9 protein-coding genes are annotated in these 18,725 nt (G+C 54.9%); 4 read left to right on the top strand and 5 right to left on the bottom strand.

The genetic code is table 11. The annotated features are described in order from the left end of the window. Positions 1-15: 15 nt before the first annotated feature. Positions 16-1,062 carry a hypothetical protein gene (locus tag GTW23_RS15025; protein WP_252916355.1) on the top strand — a complete coding sequence of 349 codons (1,047 nt, stop codon included), beginning with the start codon at positions 16-18 and terminating at the stop codon, positions 1,060-1,062. A 347-nt stretch (positions 1,063-1,409) separates the two neighbouring features. Here the strand turns inward: GTW23_RS15025 and GTW23_RS15020 are convergent, their stop codons facing one another. Beyond that, positions 1,410-3,506 carry a DUF262 domain-containing protein gene (locus tag GTW23_RS15020; protein ID WP_252916354.1) on the bottom strand — a complete coding sequence of 699 codons (2,097 nt, stop codon included), beginning with the start codon at positions 3,504-3,506 and terminating at the stop codon, positions 1,410-1,412. A gap of 663 nt (positions 3,507-4,169) precedes the next feature. Here GTW23_RS15020 and GTW23_RS15015 point away from each other — a divergent pair. The 3 genes from GTW23_RS15015 to GTW23_RS15005 are packed head-to-tail and all read left to right on the top strand — an operon-like array spanning position 4,170 to position 10,060. Further along, positions 4,170-6,716: a DEAD/DEAH box helicase family protein gene (locus GTW23_RS15015; RefSeq protein ID WP_252916353.1), complete on the top strand. Its 2,547-nt coding sequence runs from the start codon at positions 4,170-4,172 to the stop codon at positions 6,714-6,716. Positions 6,717-6,728: 12 nt separating this feature from the next. Further along, a complete protein-coding gene (locus GTW23_RS15010; protein WP_252916352.1) occupies positions 6,729-9,317 on the top strand; it encodes an N-6 DNA methylase in 2,589 nt (862 codons plus the stop codon). Then, positions 9,314-10,060, top strand: coding sequence for a hypothetical protein (locus GTW23_RS15005; protein WP_252916351.1), 747 nt, complete (start codon positions 9,314-9,316; stop codon positions 10,058-10,060). The genes GTW23_RS15010 and GTW23_RS15005 overlap by 4 nt, the downstream gene beginning before the upstream one ends. Positions 10,061-10,430: 370 nt before the next feature. Here the strand turns inward: GTW23_RS15005 and GTW23_RS15000 are convergent, their stop codons facing one another. From GTW23_RS15000 to GTW23_RS14985, 4 genes are all read right to left on the bottom strand, one after another. Next, positions 10,431-14,630 carry a bifunctional DNA primase/polymerase gene (locus tag GTW23_RS15000; RefSeq protein ID WP_252916350.1) on the bottom strand — a complete coding sequence of 1,400 codons (4,200 nt, stop codon included), beginning with the start codon at positions 14,628-14,630 and terminating at the stop codon, positions 10,431-10,433. Between the two features lie 509 nt (positions 14,631-15,139). Continuing rightward, positions 15,140-15,619 carry a hypothetical protein gene (locus GTW23_RS14995; RefSeq protein WP_252916349.1) on the bottom strand — a complete coding sequence of 160 codons (480 nt, stop codon included), beginning with the start codon at positions 15,617-15,619 and terminating at the stop codon, positions 15,140-15,142. Continuing rightward, a complete protein-coding gene (locus GTW23_RS14990) occupies positions 15,616-16,944 on the bottom strand; it encodes a site-specific integrase (RefSeq protein WP_252916348.1) in 1,329 nt (442 codons plus the stop codon). Before GTW23_RS14990 ends, GTW23_RS14995 begins: the two co-directional genes overlap by 4 nt. Before the next feature lie 1,076 nt (positions 16,945-18,020). Then, on the bottom strand, positions 18,021-18,677 hold the full coding sequence (locus tag GTW23_RS14985; RefSeq protein ID WP_252916347.1) for a dienelactone hydrolase family protein: 657 nt from the start codon (positions 18,675-18,677) through the stop codon (positions 18,021-18,023). Positions 18,678-18,725 lie beyond the last annotated feature (48 nt).

Below are 18,725 nucleotides of genomic sequence, written 5' to 3'. Positions count from 1 at the left end.
CAATTGGGGGGCGAGATGAAACTGATACGCGATGCTCGAACGCTTAAGACAAAAGCCATCGAGTCCCTTCGGACGGCCATGGCGGCCTTCAACAGCTACGACGACGCCGGTCGCGTCACGATGGTTTTGATGCATTCCCAGCACGCCTGTGAGATGCTGCTTAAGGCTGTGCTCGTGCAGGGCAGAGCAAAGGTCTTCGACAAGGGGACCGGTAGGGCGATCGGCTTCGAGCGCTGCCTCGGCTTGTGTTTCGCGCATCATCAGCTAACCGCTGAGGAGGCTGGCATCATGCGTGCGATCGACGCCCAGCGCGACGCCGCCCAACATTGGTTTGTCTACGTTTCCGAGGATCTGCTCTACATGCAGATGCGGGCTCTCATCACCGCTTTTGACGCCTACTTAAACCGCAAGCTGGGCGTTACGCTGCATGAATACATCCCGCCACGCGTACTGCCGATCTCAACCAAGCCGCCGGGCGACTTCGAGTTCCTCGTGAACGAGGAGTTCACCTACATCAATGAGTTACTCCAGCCAGGACGTCGCGCTCGCGACGAGGCACGCGCGAGGATTCGTACAATGCTTGCGATGGAAGCGATTGTAACCGATGAGGTTGAGATATCAGAGCGCGACATAGACCGTATTGAGAGAGCAATGCGGGGCGGCACCGAGTTCACCGCAGTTTTCCCGCGCCTCGCTATGGTAGGAACGACTACGGAGGGTGAAGGCGTCAACTTGGTTGTTCACTTCACGAAAAAGCAAGGCGCTCCGGTCCACTACGTCGGTGGCGATGATCCCACAGCTTCAGCGGCTGTCCGAGAGGTCGACCTGCGGAAGAAGTTCCATATGCAGCGGACGGAACTTGCTGAGAAGATTGGCCTCAGCGCACCAAAGGCGAAGGTGCTACGCGCTCATCTCGGCATTGACGATGATGCTGACTGCTGCCACATTTTCGAATTCGGTGCGCAGAAAATTCCGTGTTTCTCAGACAATGCTCTGCGCCGAATGCAGGACGCGCTTCCGGGTATAGACATGGCCGAACTATGGACCAAACGGAACAACTAAGTGGTGGCCAGCGCGCCGTCCATGTATTAGCAGGCCGAACGGGTCGTCGCTATTATTTCACCATTTATGCGCGCATTAAGTTCATCGCCGATCAATAAGCTTCGCCGCTGATCACCTCAGCATCGATGTTGTGCGGCTTCATCTCGGTTGCTGAGCGCGCTCGTCATTGAAATGGCAAAAAAATAAAAGCCTCGACGAAAAGGCCAATTGTCACTCCCTAGCCGTGCCCACGATATATAGCCCCTTTATCGTGATCACGGCTAAGGAGTTGAGGCAACAACAGCCCACCACCTCCTGCAGTGGAGGACAATACGCACGAACATAAATATGATAATATTATCAATTATTTATCCTGAAGAAAGAAGGTTCCGCGCCCGACTTGCAATTACGACCGCTCTGTCGATCAGTGCTTCATCGCGCACATTGATCAGCACGCCGCCCTGATATGAGGCATTGACAATGAAAGTGTAGTCAGATGTGTCTTGTGCGGCCCCCTCTAATTCCCCGACCTCGTTGTAATCGATGGCTATGAGGAGGCCGAGGCCGCGTTTGCGTGGGATCACCTCGAGAAAGAACTCTGGGTCGTGATAGCTGATCGATCGAGTTTCGGCCATCTCGATGGCGTCAGGAAAGGCAGCTCGAAGCCGGGACTGTAGGACCTTAAACATTTCCATCGCCTCTTCAGTCATCGGCACCTCATCGACGCTCCGTCGAGCAGCTCGAGCTTGGAGTTCTGCCGTCTCCATGGCCCTAATCATGGTAGGGTCTGCATTTAAACGTGGCCATATTTCCAAAGCTCGTTTGGCGAGCCGCTGACCACGTTCCCGGATCTCATGTGAAGTCCAGCAGGACGCATCTCGAACATCTTGATTGAGGCGGACTGAACTCTCTTTGAATCCCTTGGGGATAGTCTGCTTCGTGTGGAGGGCTTTATCACTGTAGGTACTGTTGTACCCGGTGAGGGTTAGGTTTCCGAGTCGATGCAACCAGGTCTTTTGGACCTGCCGCCAGTCATCACCGAGCATCGTCCGCCATGCCTCATTTAGATTTTCATTTTGGGGCAGAATATGCTCGATGCTATAGTCACTCGTGTCACTTTGCTCCCTGCTGCCACGGTTTTCGAGCGCCTCAAGGAGATGGGAGCAGACTCTCTTATGATAAATATCTCCTTCAAGAAGCGCATGTTCGAAAGCCAAATTTTCTGGGAAGGCATATGACGTAGGCAGCCGCGTTAACGCAGCCTTCAGCGAAGGAAGCGGATGGTTTTCGTCGATCCGATAGGCCAGTTTGGCAAATTCGAGCCCATAGCCCCGTGTCTGTGCCCCGATGACGGCACGGCGCAAAAGATAGCTTTCCAAAAGTCGGGTCGCCTCCAAAAGCTCTGCTGCGCTCAAGGTTCTCGAAGTTTCGTGCACCTCGAGAAGACGCATTATCAGAATGGCCGGTACGTCACCAAGGCGTCGAAGGTCAGCAAAAGCCCTTGCCAATTCATCGGTTCCGCCGCCGATAGCGAAAGCAGCGTATTGGCGCGCGCGCCTAAGGAGTTCCTTTAGCAAATCCTCCAGTTTTTCGGTGTTGTCCCCGATATTACTGAATACACGGCGGAAGGCCGCATAGACTCTGTCGGACCGTTCAAGTTTGGTTGATCGGGAGCGTAGAGCAAGGAAATCACGGATAAAGTTGTCGAAAACGCGCTCACTGCCGCGGAATAGGACCTCTATTTGGTCCCAATAAGTATTGTAAAGGCGGGTCTGATCCTTCTCTGGCAAACTCATAAGGATGAAATTTCGAATCAGATCAGAAGGGCTAAGATCAACTCCAGTCGAATTGAGGCTTTCAAAAATCAATTGGGGATCATCGATACCGCGCTCGAGAGTCACATCAACAAGGAGAAGGCGGTTGATGCCTCGATAGATCAACTCGGGGTCAGAATCTTGTAGAAGGTCCCGGAACAGCTCGTAATTGTCGCGAATCCGCGGCGAAGGATTTGCCGGATGGCTATCCCCGGCGATCAACGCCTGAAGGGTGGCGTCGTCATGACGGCGAAGCTTAAGCTTGATTTCGCGCTCACCCTCCTCCTGCAAATTACGCAGAAAATACGCCTCGATCCGCTTTGCGGTCGGTCCATCCTCGCTCCCCGTCCACCCAGTCTCGCGAATTTGGTCGCGCAGCGCGGTAAGCAGCAAGGTAAGCGTCGTGACTCGCTGCTGGCCGTCAATTAACAACCACCGGGTAAAGCCCGCTGAGCTATCCCCTGTCTGGATATAAACGACCGATCCGATGAAATGGCCGCGTTCCACGGGGGCTTCAGCGACCGTGACGATGTCCTTCCAAAGCTGCCGGCAGTTCTCTTCGGACCAGCTATAGTCACGTTGGAAAACAGGAATTACAAACTGGGATGCTCCATTGATGATTTTGGGAAAAAGGCGTTGGTTGGCAATCATGAAGTCTCCTGAAGAGTTATGGCTATTAGAGGTAGTGATGTGACGAATGCAACAAGGCAGGGTACTTTGTCTATCTCCCAGAGGGCGCTGTGCTTCATTCATTGCACAGTCCCCACAAAGGTCGACTATGGACCAAAAACACCATGACAAGCCATATACCGAAGGAGGCTAATAGGCTCAAAGCCATGTCAATGCTTGTCCGAATGAGCTTCTGCCACCATTGCCCACCTCATTTTGACCAGATCATAGCGACCAGCCGCCTTGCCCAGCTGTTCAATTTCCTGCCGATTGACACGCGCCGCCCTTGCCCGGTGACCTATGCGCCGCCCAGCCCTCCCGTAGCGCCTGATGACCAGGAATTTGGGCTGCATACCCCTTGCATGGTTCAACCACCGCTTCACTGTGCCGACCTATACGCATAGGCTTTACCCTTCAGAATACCGGATGCCTGTCGCCACCCAAAGCAGGCCAATCAACACCAACCGACCAGTTGCTTTGAGGCAGGAAACGCCAAGGATTTGTTGGTTCGGGATCACCGCCGAAGCACTCTCGACACACCCCATATCGCCGCATTCGCTTAACACCACCTACACAACTCGGTCCAAATCCTCTATGCAACTCTAGGGTATTGATTTCACGCCCGGTTTGAGCAGAGGACGAGCTTTGTCGGCCCACAAAGAAGCGACCGCACGGATCAAGATCAACAAGTTGCTCGAGGAAGCAGGCTGGCGGTTTTTCGAAAGCGAGCGCGGTCCGGCGAATATCGTTCTTGAACCGAACGTGAAGCTAAAAAACACCGACATTGAAGCGCTCGGGACAAATTTCGAGAAAGCCAAAAATGGCTTTATCGATTTCCTGTTGCTGGACGCGGACGGCAAACCGCTCATCGTTCTGGAAGCAAAATCTGAGGAAAAGCATCCGCTCTCTGCCAAAGAGCAGGCCCGCAAATATGCGCGTTCGCAGAACGCCCGTTTCGTGATCCTCAGCAATGGCATCATGCATTTTCTTTGGGATCTTGAGCAGGGCAATCCCAGCGTCATTTCGAAATTCCCGGGTCCCGATGACATCAAGAACCACTACGCCTTCGAGCCCAATGCAGGCAGATTGTCGGCTGAGCCGGTAGGGCTGGACTTTATCGCCCTTACGCAGATGCCCGGTTATGCCAATGAGGCGGCCTGGAAGAACGAAGCCGAGCGACCGGCATTCATCGAAAAGCAGAAGCTGCGGTTTCTCCGCAAGTACCAGCAGCGCGCAATTGAACGTATCCAAGAGGAAGCGAAAAAAGGCGCCACCCGTTTCCTTTTCGAGATGGCGACCGGAACCGGAAAAACGCTCACGTCAGCCGCTGTGGTCAAGCTCTTTCTAAAAACGCGCAATGCCAAGCGAGTTCTGTTTCTTGTCGACCGGCTGGAGCTAGAAACCCAGGCGGACAAGGCATTCAAGGCGCTTCTCAAGAATGATTTCACCTCGATCATCTACAAGGAACAAAGAGACGACTGGCGCAAGGCGGACATTGTTGTCACCACGGTCCAGTCCCTTCTCTTCAACGACAAGTACCGCCGTTTGTTTTCACCGACAGATTTCGATCTGGTAATCTCGGATGAAGCCCACAGGTCGATTGGCGGCAACGCGCGCGCGGTCTTTGAATATTTCATCGGCTACAAGCTGGGGCTCACCGCAACGCCCAAGGATTATCTCAAGCAATCCGTGAAAGGAAAAACCTCCGAAAGAGATCCGCGCGAGTCCGAACGGCGGATGATGCTGGATACCTACAAGACCTTCGGCTGCGAGTCTGGCGATCCAACCTATCGCTATTCGCTGCTGGATGGCGTGCGTGATGGCTTCCTGATCAATCCTTATGTCGTCGATGCGCGAACAGGCGTCACCACCCAACTGCTGTCAGAAGAGGGGTTCACGGTCGAAACGACCGCCGAGGACGGAACCGAGCTGAAGGAAGCCTTCGCTGGCCGCGATTTCGAGAAGCGCTTCTTTGCGGAGGCGACCAATCAAGTCTTCTGCCGGGCGTTGCTTGAACATGGCATGCGGGATCCGATCTCGGGCGAGTTCGGCAAGACCATTGCCTTTGCCGTCAGCCAAAATCATGCTGCAAAGATCACACAGATCCTGAACACATTGGCCGATCAGCTCTGGCCGGGCCGCTACCAATCCGATTTCGCCATGCAGGTGACCAGCGACGTCACCCATGCACAGAAGATGACAATCAACTTTGCCAACAACAATCTGGCTGGCCACAGTGACGGATTGGAGAATTACCGCACCAGCAAGGCGCGGGTGTGCGTGACGGTTGGCATGATGACCACAGGCTACGATTGCCCCGATCTGTTGAACCTTGCGCTGATGCGGCCGATTTTCTCACCGTCTGATTTTGTCCAGATGAAGGGCCGTGGCACCCGCAAGCACAATTTCTCCGAGGAAATGTTCGATCCGGCGCAGAAGACAGCGCTTGGCGATGTTCAGAAAACGGCCTACCGCCTGTTCGATTTCTTCGCCAACTGCGAATTTTTCGAAGAGGAATTTCAGTACGATCAAGAGCTCAAGCTTCCCAAGCCCGCCGCAATGCCGCTGACTTCCGGAGGCGACACAACAACGACAACGACCACCGCCGCGGCTTTTTACGAGTTCCTCGAGCCCGATCAGGTTGTCTACCAGTTCGAGCAGCAGATCGGGCCGGAGGGAATGCGCGTCGACCGGGAGCTTTTCAAGAAATTCGAGGACATGGCGCGGTCCGACAAGCGGCTTGCCGAACTGGTTGAACAGCAGAATTGGGAGACGGCGACCCGGCATGTCATTGAGGAACTGTTCGACAAGCCCGATGAATATTTCAACCTGGAACGCCTGCGCCGCGCGGCTGGTGTTGATCGTCGCATCACGATCCGCGAATTGATCGAAAAGGCGTTCGGCTTCATTCCCAAATTCAAGAGCAAGGCCGAACTGATCGACGATGAATTCCAGAAGTTTCTGCTTGACCAAAAGCCCGAGGAAGCCGACCGCGTTGCCCAGATGCGCTATTTCTTCGAAGCCTATATCCGTGACGCCAAGGTCCGCGCCTTGGTTGACGCGGGACATTTCGGAGACCTCAATGTAAACCCGACCTTCACGACTCGCGACCTCAAGGAGGTGCCAGCCGCATGGCGCAGGCGCATCCCCGAATATATCAAGGACTATGTGTCCCTGAACCCGTTCCTTTGATGAAAGACCCGCATGCTCGACACTGACACCAAGCGCCGTATCGACACCTGCCGCGATATCCTCGTGGGCAAGGTTCCCGACCCGAAAAGCCAGGTCGAACAGATCACGGTCGCATTGATCTACAAATTCATGGACGACATGGACCTCGAGTCCGAGGAGCTGGGCGGCGAACGGAAATTCTTCACCAAAGACTATGAACGCTACCGCTGGGCAAGGCTGGTCGCGCCGGGCGTGTCGGGTCAGGAAATGCTCAACTCCTACTCCGAAGCACTGACCAAGATGGTAGAGAACGACCAGTTGCCAGAGCTGTTCCGGTCGATCTTTCGCAACGCCTATCTGCCTTATCGCGACCCCGAGACGTTGCGAAGCTTCCTACGCGAGATCAACCACTTCACCTATGACCACAGCGAAAAGCTCGGTGATGCGTTTGAATACCTGCTGTCGGTTCTCGGCAGCCAAGGCGACGCAGGCCAATTCCGCACGCCGCGCCACATCATCGATTTCATGGTCGAGATCATCGACCCGAAGAAGTCCGAAATCATCATGGACCCGGCTTGTGGCACGGCGGGTTTTCTGATTTCGGCCTACAAGCATATCCTCAAGGCCAACTCGTCTCATGTGGCAAACGGCAACGGCAAGGGGCAGGAAACGGATGCCGCCGAGCAGGCGCTGGAAAGCCCGCTGCGCTATCCCGGTGATCTGCTGACGCCCGAAGAGCGCAAACAACTGGCGCGCAACATCAAGGGCTACGATATTTCGCCCGACATGGTGCGCCTCAGCCTTGTGAACCTCTATCTGCACGGTTTCGCTGATCCGAAGGTCGAGGAATACGACACGTTGACCAGCGAGGAGAAATGGACGGAGATGGCCGATGTCATCCTTGCTAATCCGCCTTTCATGTCGCCAAAGGGCGGGATCAAGCCGCACACCCGGTTTCAGGTGCAGTCGAAGCGCAGCGAAGTGTTGTTTGTCGACTACATGGCCGAGCACCTGACGCCACAGGGTCGCGCCGCCATCATTGTGCCCGAGGGCATCATCTTCCAAAGCCAGAGCGCCTATGTGGCGCTGCGCAAGATGCTCGTGGATGGCTACCTTGCTGCCGTCATCTCGCTGCCCGCAGGCGTGTTCAATCCCTATTCGGGCGTCAAGACGTCTATCCTGATCCTCGACCGGGCGGTGGCCAAGGCCAGTCAGCACGTCGCCTTCTTCAAGATCGAGAATGACGGCTTCGCCCTTGGCGCACAGCGCAAGGCGGTGAAGGGATCGCAACTGGCGCAGGTAAAAGCCGCGCTCGGGGCGTGGTTGTTGGCGGCACGGGCTGGCGTCGGTGAGGAGCTGGAAAGTGAACTTGGGTTTGCCGTTTCTCGGGAAGAGCTTGCAGAAGGTGGCGACTACAACCTGAGTGGCGAACGTTATAAACTTGCGACGGCAGAAGAGCACGAAATCCCACGTGTCCGTATCGCCGAGGTGTGCACGTTAAACCCTCCCAAGAAGGAACTCTCGGACCTCCTGCCTGAAACCGAAGTTTCTTTTGTACCTATGGCTGACTTGAACGAGTGGCGTATCGGCTTTGAAGCCAAAGAGGTCAAGACGCTGGCTGAGGTCGGCGCGAGCTATACCTATTTCGCTAACGGTGATGTTCTTTTGGCGAAGGTCACTCCATGCTTTGAGAATGGGAAGGCGGGCATCGCGCGCAATTTGCGCAACGGCGTCGGCTTCGGGTCCAGCGAATTTTACGTACTGCGGCCCTGTGAAAACGTGCTTGCCGAATGGGTTTATCGCTGCGTGACGCACGAAGTCTTCCGCGCCAAAGCTATTCCACAAATGACGGGAACCGGGGGACTGCAACGGGTTCCCCGTTCATTCGTCGAAGGCTTTGAAATTCCCCTCCCACCGATTGAGGTGCAGCGCGAGATAGTGGCCGAGATCGAGGGCTATCAGCGTGTCATCGACGGTGCCCGAGCCGTCATCGACAACTACCGCCCACACATCCCTGTTGACCCTGACTGGCCTGTGGCTGCGATGGGCGACATCTGCACATCCATCACAGACGGCGACCACCAGCCTCCGCCTAAAGCAGACGAGGGCATACCATTCGTGACGATTTCCAATCTGCACGAAACCGATGGCGTTAAATTCGAAAAGACATTCTTCGTCCCTCGTGAATATTTCAACGCGCTGAAGGAGACGCGGCGGCCGATTGCTGGCGACTTGCTATATTCCGTTACTGGTTCATACGGTGTCGTCGTTCCAGTGATTGGCAGCCGCGAGTTCTGCTTCCAACGCCACATCGCACTCTTGCGTCCTTCGAACCAAGTTATGAGCGGCTATCTGTTGCATTACCTACGCTCACCGGCGGGGAAGAAACAGGGAGATGAAGCCGCAACTGGCGTGGCGCAGAAGACAGTTTCCCTTAAAGCCCTGAGAGAGTTTCGAGTCCCTCTGCCATCCATTGACATGCAAAGTGCCATCGTTGCCGAAATCGAAGCCGAGCAAGCCCTTGTCAATGGCAATCGTGACCTGATCGCTCGCTTCGAGAAAAAGATCGATGCCGCTATCGCCCGGGTCTGGGGCGTGGCCAAGGGTGAGAGGGCCACATGATTGAAGAGGCCGCCCAGCTGGAAACCTATCTGCCGCTGTCCTATCGCACGACCAAGGAGCGCGATTATGTCCGCTTCCTCTGGGAGGCCTTCGACACCAATGTCGAGCATGGCAAATACCAGTTCGCCTTCCTCGCTTACCACATGCTGGTGATGAGCTTTGTCTATTTCAACATCTGGCAGATCAGGCTGATCCGCCCTGGCCCCTTCGAGACAGCAATGGTTGGGTTCAGCAAGGATGTTGAGAAAAACCTGATGGATGCGACCTCGCCCTTCGTGTTCAGCGCGGTGAATGAGCGGTCGGTGTTACGGTTCCTCAAGCTGATCCAGTGCGACAACGCCAAGATCGGCACCTATGCCAAGCTGGTGGACGAACGCAACGACACCGCCCACGCCAACGGCAACATCTTTTTCAACTCCGAAGACGAACTGGCCCGGAAGGTGCGCGACGTCTTTCGCACGGTAGAGGAAATCCAGCGCCACAGCGCCCCGACCATCGGCGAGGGCTACAAGGCTTTCCTGATCGCCTCGCAAGATGCCGAGGAACGCGAATACACCGACGATGCCCAGCAGATCGAAGAGGTGCTGGTGAAAGAGTTCTATATGTCGGCCAGCGACATCGCCTTTTGCCGCGACTACGACATTCGGGATGTCTGTGACGAGATCGGCTTCGGTGCGGTCCAATCACTCCACCAGAGACTCGCAGACCTATACCCGCCAGACGAGGCAGAGGAGGCCGCATGAGCGCGCGCTACTCCATGGTTGAACATCATGTGCAAGCTGCGCGAACAGGCGAAGGTAGATTTCTTTATTGAGCAATTTGAAATGGCCGAGTGAATGGCCTCCAAACCACTTCAACGCTCGCCCATTCCATGAGCCCACCGGATCTTACCCTGCACCGCGCCAACGTGTGCACTCATTGTGGTTCGATCCCGTCACGAACAACACAACTTCGGTGTTGTTCGGCCCTGTCTCCTTTAACTGGCGCTCTCGTCATTGCAGCGGACAAAAAACTCTAACGAAAAGGGCAAATGTCACTCCCTAGCCGTGCCCACGATATATAGCCCCTTTATCATGATCACGGCTAGGGAGTTGAGACACGCAGCCCCGAATATTATTCAAAGGGCACATTGAGCTTCGCGCCGCGCTTGGTTCGGCTTGTGAATATCACATATAATTCTGCTACTTCCGCCCGAATTGCAGCTTCGTGGTCGTCGATTGACGGGTCAACGTAAACCTCAAATGGCTCGCTGCTCCCATCAAAACAGATGTTGTGCCTTACCCAGCCGTCTGGAGCAGACGGCACAGCGTGCCACCGCGTGTCTAACTTCGCATCGACGCTCTTTTTGTCCTTGAACTGATCAGGTCTTGTTGCAACCAGCCAGCGCCAATATATGCAGAATACCCCCGTGCGGGTTAGGTCATCCTGCGTCTTCAAATCATCAAGCTTGTGAAGTTCTGTTGCTTGCGGGAGATACATGTCCGTGAAGGCGTAAACCGTACATTCGTGACCATCTTTTCGATTGCCGAGGCGGGCACGATAAATCGCATCTTGATGGGTTGCGTCCTCAAAAAAGTGAATAGATATAGCAGCTATTTCGGGATCATGGTGTTCTCGCACATATGGGGAAACGATACCGCCCCGTGTTTCATGCTTAACTTGGAACCGCTGAAAAAACATACGACCAGACCGGGTGGCCCCAAGGGCAGTAAGTTCAGCAATCACATCCACATTGTTCAGGTCTACGTATTCGTCACGCACAACATATGGCTCAGGACGCCCAATCGTGTTGCCGTTTTCATCAACGGCGGGAAGCATCGACAACTCTAGCGCAGTCAGTGGCTCCTCGACGCGCTTACCGAATATCAGCTCTGACAGGCGTATAATGTCATCGTCGCGCGGCCCGTGGCGTCCATATATGACCAGCACCGGCACGTCCTCAAGCTTGTTGCTCCCGATAGCGCCGCCGTAGGTGACATAGTTCTCGCTGCCTTCCACCAGGTAATGGTCTCTGATCTTGGGGAGCGCATCTAGTGTCGTCACCAAGCCAGCTTTGGCCGGGTCGTAAGTTTTCCCGTGAGCCTTCAAATCGCGCTCCATAAACTTGCGAAACCACTCATGTTTTGCGTTTCGAGGAAATTCGAAATTGTCGGAAATCTCTTCGCGGATTTTGGTTCGATTGTCGCCAACACCAGACACACAAACAACACGCGTTCCCTGCTTGAATGGGATATCCGGCAAGTCAATTATCGTCTCTATATCGGCTATTCCAGTGGCGGCACTCAGATGTCGTTCTTCTCCGGGTGTCGCGGAGAGCATCAAAATCGGAAACCAGTGCGTGATTGTGTCTTCGCCCTTTGTGGTGGTGCGAGCAGACCAGCTTGGATGCAGTCTCATGAGACTTCGAAATTCTAAGGCGACGCCAGTTTCTCCGGATTTTCGCGCAATGGTCAAACCCGCTGACAACTGTTGTTTCCCTCCGGCGAACCGTAATAACTCGACAAGAACACGGGCGAGCCTCTGGAGCATTCCACTTTCGAAAGACGCCAAATCGGATGCGTCTTGGATCTCATTACTCCAGTTGGGTGCCTTGATGAATGAAGGCCGCGACTTCAGAATCTCATTGCACCGTTTCAACCCGTCTTGGATTTCTGATATGACACGGCTTCTCGATATTTTCTCTGGCGGCCCGCCTGCGACGTGCATATCCTGACAATCATAGGATGCGTGCAAAAGATCACGATGAAAAGGCACGTTAATATTTCCAAAATTATCCCCTAGCTCGCCACCGCACGCACGCAGATAGAGGTGAATTGCCCCTGCCAAGTGAGGCGCGACGAGCGAAAGCTGCCCCATATCAACGGTTGTCGGATCGCCGCTGACGCTGACATCTAAAAGGCTCTCATCTACGATATTCATGCCGCGCTTTCGCGCCTCAATCAGATGCCCTCCGGGCTTCGTGGTCATGTTGTGGGTGGCCAGCAAAATGTCCGGGTCGCGCTTGTTGATTAGGATTTCGCCAAGTTCCAGACCTGGCTTCCCATCACGCCCGATTGCCAATTGCGAGCCATAGGCGCAAGTCTTCGCGTATGGGCAGTTGCAAATGGTCCCAGTCGGTGGCTTCTTTCCAGCGAAGACATCCACAGGAGGCGGCACGGCCTTTTGCCCTTTGATCCGATCCTCAAGCGACGGATGAAATTCCTGGCTGTGTGCGCCATGGATGGCCATTTGCCGTTTCACAATCCTCTGATTCTTCAGCGTCTGGCGAACGCGTCTATCCAGCCGGTCTTTGGTATTCTTGCTTCGCTCAAACGGGCCCGTGCACCTCCGGACCTCTGCTTTCGCGTCTTTGATTGCATCAACATCGCCGTCGCGCTGAGCCTTCTCAAGTTGAACATTGGCCCCACGCAATTCCGAGACCTTCTCCGCATGATCTCGGGTTTTATCGGCTGCGATTCTCACCAGTTTCATATAAAGAGCTTTTTGCCGATCCGCTTCCTTGTTGGCGACAAACCAAGCATACTGCTCCTTGCTTAAAAACTGCTTCGACATGCAGGCTTGCAGTGGCGAATCCCCACGCTCCTTGACCTTTATGACCACCTCAGGAATCCTGCATGGGTGGTAGGTCACACCGTCACGGTTCACCGGGTCTTTGTGGACTTGCGAAACCCAGCGCAGCACAGACGCATCGACACCGGCTTCCTTGAGGGATTTCAGCAGACCGTCTTCCGTCTGCATTAAGAGCTTGTGCGGCGGCGCTGTGAACAGGAACCGCATGGGTTGCATGTCCCGATCTGGTTCAGCTTCTTCAAACCGGACGTCTGGGTTCCCTGCTCTGAAAATCTCCCTACGGAGCCGCCAACTTTCCCAGCGTTTAAGGCTCCCTGCAACCAACGCCCTGTCAGCCACAATGGCCTTAGGTAGAATTTCGATTGTTGCGTGCGTTTTCCCAATCCCAGCTTGCGCGCGGGCAATACGAAGCCTGCGTTCTGCCAACCCGTAGGTGAGATACATGTTGGCCAAGGTCGGAATGATAAATCCGCTGATGCCGTCATGGAGCACACTTCTCAATTCTGCGAGAGAGCGTGTTTCAGCAGGAGGCAGTGGAACATAATCGAATGCGCTCGACTGCCCCTCGGATCCTTTCTGCTTTGCGTGTTCAGCCAACTTTGCCGCCTGTGCATTTTGGCTCTGCTGATAGATCCTGGCCCCATCGGCGCTGGATGCCTTCCTTGCCTTCCAGTCGCGCACGGTTCTGGGGATAGCCTTCACGACGGCCTTTCGAACACGTTCCAGCGTTATGGTCTTGCCGCCCGCGTCCGCCATCTCGCAGTTTGTCGAAATCTTCGCAAAGGCCTCGTTCGCTGCCCTGTCAATGAGGGGCGTATCCGCAGCGCTTGGCGGGTTGCTCTGCTGTATGCTCAACACGAAAAGACTTTGACCCGCGATTCTATGGATATAGAGATCGCGCCGCCCTGTAATCAGTCCGCTATTAGCACTGATTATTGGATCGTATGAGCCGCCCGTCTCTATAGCGTCACCTGTTTGGGTGTTGGCGGTTCCGGGGGGCGGCGACCTTGTAATTCCAAACGGCTTGAGCCGATCCGCTAGCGCATCTACAAACGCGGTAGCCTGCTGTTGCGTAATACAACAAACGTCGGTCAGCTTGACCGTTGCCGGTGATCTATCGCCGATCCATGCGTAGCAGTGTTGGGTTCCATCGGGATATACAAATGGGTGGACACCCTGACAGGCGATCTGCTGTCCATCGGCACACCGGAAATCGATGTGATCATGGTGGCCTTCGCTGTCCAACCCAAAGTGAAGAGCATTTCCAAAATCGACTAGGCCACGACTGATAGCAACAATAGTAACGCGGCCAAAGCGGCCCTCCCGGATCATCACGTCCTCACCCAGAAATTGCCGAGCGAGAAATACCACATTGTTTACAATCGCGTATTTCTTTTCGGCCTCGTCAAGCCGTGCACCTCTCAAGGAACCAAGCATTCCGTCCACATCTACGTCGATGGTGTGAACCCAAACGTTGCTCCCATCGTCGCAAACTTGCAGCCCGGTTCTTACCCCCGTCCCAAGCCCAGCCGAATATTCATCCGACAGCCATTCATTGACGTCATCTTCGGTGACACGCCTGACAGCTTGCCAGCCTACAATCGATGGAAGCTTACTTCCGTGCGCCCAAGTGCCTTCGTTGTCCAAGGGGCTTGACGCCCGCAGCGGGACCGGACTCCAGCCATTTTGAACGCATGCAAGCCGGAAAGCATCGCGAACGCCACGCTGAATCTGCGAAAGCATTCCCGGTTCATGAATTGGCCTAGCCCTATGGAGGTGAGAGGTGCCACCGTGCCCTCTATCGCCAGCCCCGCTCGTTTCACCCCCAGCGCTCACGACAATACCTCGTAAGCGTTGTGTAAGTTTGCAACTGAATTGTCGTACTGCAACCGTTTCATTCGGTTTCCCGCCTGTCGCTTGCACCAAATTCCGATGTGCTGGAAACAGAGCGCGACATGCGTGACTTCGCCCACTCGTCAAGGTCTTCGGACAAGTAAACGGGAAACGGCCCAAGCTTGCGAAATCTCGGCCCGCCTCCAACACAGGCAAGCTTTGCAAGTGTGTTGGTAGTGTATGCGCCGAAGCGCTCTTGAAGGTACGCAGCCGCTTTGTCGCGGCGAAGGAATGTCGATTGGGTCATTGATGCCATCCTAAATCAACCATGTCAAACGCACGGAATGGCAATCAATATTCACATTTACGATTTTAATACAAAATCTTAACGGTCCACCTAATGGGCCGAATTAGCCGGACTACAGGTCTTCCTCGCGAAGGCTGCGCTCATATTTTCTCACTTCTTTTAGTATTTTGCATGCGTCTGTCACTTGGGATCTCTGCAAGCCGTATTTTTGCATTGCACCTTGAACTGCAGCCTCAAAAGTACCCCGATCCTCGGAATTCTTTTCGACAAAGATCGCCGCGTCCATGTGCCAGGTCTTCCAATCCGGATGACGTCCTTTGTTTCGGCGACCAAAAGGCTTGAACCAAAATGCTGTTTGGGCGTTCGGGTCCAGAAAGTCCGCGATAATCGCTCGCAGTTCTTTTGTTAGCGGAATATCGCTGCGCAGCAGTTCCACAACCAAATGTGGCTGTGGTTTTGCGCCCTTGGAAATTGGTTTGTTTACCCCAAGGAGACCGTTATCAGCGGAGATTTCTGCTGTGAAAAGTCCTGGACGCCCCTCAACCGTATCTCTAAATGTTTGTTCCCACGACATCTTGCCCACAATGGTCAATCTCCGAGTTTCTTTATTGGTGTAGCCGCGCCCTGATCGCTTCCACTCATTGCCGTTGCAATCATGCCTGATATGCTCTCCGATGCACGGCGCAAAGGATCGTCAGCCAAGTGGGCGTAACGAGCCGTTGTAGAGGGCGATTCGTGACCAAGCAACTTGCCTACGATCGCAAGCCCCATTCCCGCGCCTGCACCAACCGACGCGAACGAATGCCTAAGGTCATGTAATCGCAAGCTTTCAAGCCCGGCGTGTCGCTTAATACGTTCCCACGGGCGCTTGAGGTCCGAACGCGGTTTATTGGGCAAGGCACCGGCAATCACGTACTCCCCTGTTCGCGGGAGTTCCGCCAGCACTTCAAGCGCAGACGCTCCAAGCAGAACTTTCTTTGCACCTGTCTTGGAATCCGCCAGGTTAAAAACGCCGCGTTCGAAATCGACATCTGACCAGCGCAATCCCAAGATTTCACCCACGCGGCACCCTGTGAGCATTAGAAGGCGGATCCCGGCGACGGCATACGGTGAAACGATTTCACGCCGGTCTTCATCTTTTGTGGGCAAATGCTTGGCATCTTTTTCTTCATTAAGATTCCAAGGTAGACCGACAAATTCAGCTTCACGAAGCGTTTCGCCCAAACGCTGCATTTCTTCCTTGGTTAAAAAGCGCTCGCCCTTGCCGTCAGCATAAACCTTCACGCCGAAACGCGGGTTAGTTTCGATGTATCCACGCGCCACCGCATAGCTGAAGATGCCACCAAGCAAACGCACTGTCCGAGCGGCGGTTCCCTTGCCGCCAGTTACGACGGCGCGTCCGTTCTCCACCACCGCAGTCTTCCCAGTGGCAACGTCGCGCATGAAGCGTTCGATATCACCGCGCCTAACTTGGCCTATGCGCATTTTGCCCATAAGAGGCTTTATGTGACGCGCAATACGGCCACGATCGGTTGCAACCGTGGACGCCTTCTTCGCGTCGCAGCCTTCAGCAAGGTATTCATCGCAAAGTTGGGTTACAGTTAGTTCCGCCCTTTTTCGTGCCTTTTCGACCGCTTCGTCTTCGCCAAGTGCTGCTCTCGCAAGTGTTTCCTTGGCCCTCTTCCTAGCTTGATCTGGTGTCAGTTCACCAACCTTGCAAATGGTTACCATCCTCGGCTTGCCGCTGCGACCTGCACCTTTAACACGGTACATGGCGACGAAGCTTTTAGCACCTGTCCTGCGTACACGGCACCCAAAGCCACGCAGTTCGCCGCACCATGCGATGTAGTCCTTCGCAGGCTCGGTCTGAGGCTTCAACGCATCAACTAAGGATTTCGTGAGTTTGAAGTTTTCCATGCAATTCCCCTCAGGCTAACACCGGGCTAACACCATATTGGTAATCTGAGGCAAACCGAAGCAGCCACAGTAAAATACATTTATGTAATAATGCTTTATTTTCAATAGCTAGGAAAGACGCAGAAACCCAGAAGAACGGCAAACAACACCATTCCTGCGCCCTCCGAAGGCAGAGGTCACAGGTTCGAATCCTGTCGGGTGCGCCATTTCACAACCTAACGAACACAATGGGTTGTGCACGGACGAGCAAGCCCTGGAACAGTCCTGTTTTGTCACCGGTCACAATCTGATCACACTGACAGGAATTGCCGACGTGGCATTCCTACGAAAACGCAATGACAAGTGGCAGGCACATGTTCGACGCACTGGCCATGATCCCCGCTGCAAACACTTTCAAACACGCACCGATGCGCTCCGCTGGATGCGGCAGACCGAACAAGAGCCAGACCGCGTCGGACTACCTATGCGTGGGTACAATCAGGGAAGAGATCACGGCACATCAAGTGCATATGCTTAAAACGCGCAGTCCCTCGGCCAAACGCTCCTTTTCAGAAAGATAACCCGCATCCGTTGTGCCCACCTTTTTGCGGTGCAGATGCCTGTTGGGCCAAAGCGACGAAATGTGAGCTTGATGTCTTACGGCTTGAAAGTCGCAACGCCTCCACGCAGCCACCCACTTGCAGAGATCTCCTCCTTGTATTCCAGATCTATGGATCCTCAGCATGCGCACCGGATAGCAAACAAAGCATTTTCGCGTCGGCTGGTTCTTGAGACAAGCCGCGTTGGCTTCCCGTCTTCACGCGGGTGTTCTCATCATCCAGACCAAGACAGCGCAAAGTGCTTTGGGTTTTGTGTGACCGAGGACGAGCCGTACAGCATGGAGGGTGCCGGATTCGAGTGTTCCTGGCCCAAGGCCGGTCATGAAAAGTGTGGCACGCGGGTTCGTGGCAAGGAAACACAGACGTCATTGGTGCGTGCGCCGTGCTGGTGTCTAAATACCCGGCACAGCGGATCTTGTTTAAGTCTTCGACAACCGTTCAACAAACGGGTTGGCGAAGACATGCCTCAAACCATGCTCAACCGAGGTGCTTCTGCAGGAAGGCCTGGGTTCGAGCGTGGGCTTTCGCCGCCACGTCGGGAACGTAGGATGGGCGCGCATCATTGGCGAAGGCATGCCCTGCCGTGTAGGTATGGACCTCCATCTGGGGCAGATAGGCTTGGGCCTCTGCCAGCATCTCGGCGGGGACATGATCGTCCTGAGTACCCCAATGGCCCTGCATCGGCGCCTTGAGCGGACGATCCAGGTATTGCGGCAGCCGGGTGCCGTAGAAGGCGACCGCAGCGGCGATATCCAGCGTCTGGGCCGCCCGGATGGCCAGGCCGCCGCCCCAGCAAAAGCCGATCACGCCGACCTTGCCGCCATTTTTCGCGAGCGCGGCGACGGCTGCGGCGACGTCCACCATGGTCTCGTCGAGCTTGGCGGCCAGCATCAGATCGCGTCCCTTCGGCCCCTTGTCAAAAGGCACGACAACACCGCGTTCCTGGCGGTCGAACAATGCCGGGATCGCCACTTCATAGCCGAGCGCGGCATAAATGGCGGCCACACCCTTGAGCTGGTCGGTCACGCCGAAGATCTCCTGGAGGATGACGATTCCTCCCTTGCGTTCGCTTTTTGCGGGTTCGATCCAGCAATCGAAAAGATGGCCGTCTGCAGCCTTTGTTTGCGTCATCATCAGTCGGTCCTTCTCAAGAATTTGCGCCCCCTCGCAAGAGAGGGCGCA

Source organism: Parahoeflea alexandrii (genome assembly GCF_024105735.1).
Taxonomy (GTDB): Bacteria; Pseudomonadota; Alphaproteobacteria; order Rhizobiales; family Rhizobiaceae; genus Hoeflea; species Hoeflea alexandrii.
The sequence above is the reverse complement of the archived record's forward strand: the minus strand, read 5'-3'. Positions and strand labels throughout refer to the sequence as shown.

Excerpts from the sequence above, each read along its gene's own strand:
- GTW23_RS15025 (WP_252916355.1), top strand. The coding sequence starts at position 16 with ATGAAACTGATACGCGATGCTCGAACGCTTAAGACAAAAGCCATCGAG.
- GTW23_RS15010 (WP_252916352.1), top strand. The coding sequence starts at position 6,729 with ATGCTCGACACTGACACCAAGCGCCGTATCGACACCTGCCGCGATATC.
- GTW23_RS15020 (WP_252916354.1), bottom strand. The coding sequence starts at position 3,506 with ATGATTGCCAACCAACGCCTTTTTCCCAAAATCATCAATGGAGCATCC.
- GTW23_RS14985 (WP_252916347.1), bottom strand. The coding sequence starts at position 18,677 with ATGATGACGCAAACAAAGGCTGCAGACGGCCATCTTTTCGATTGCTGG.
- GTW23_RS14990 (WP_252916348.1), bottom strand. The coding sequence starts at position 16,944 with ATGGAAAACTTCAAACTCACGAAATCCTTAGTTGATGCGTTGAAGCCT.
- GTW23_RS15005 (WP_252916351.1), top strand. The coding sequence starts at position 9,314 with ATGATTGAAGAGGCCGCCCAGCTGGAAACCTATCTGCCGCTGTCCTAT.
- GTW23_RS15000 (WP_252916350.1), bottom strand. The coding sequence starts at position 14,630 with ATGCTTTCGCAGATTCAGCGTGGCGTTCGCGATGCTTTCCGGCTTGCA.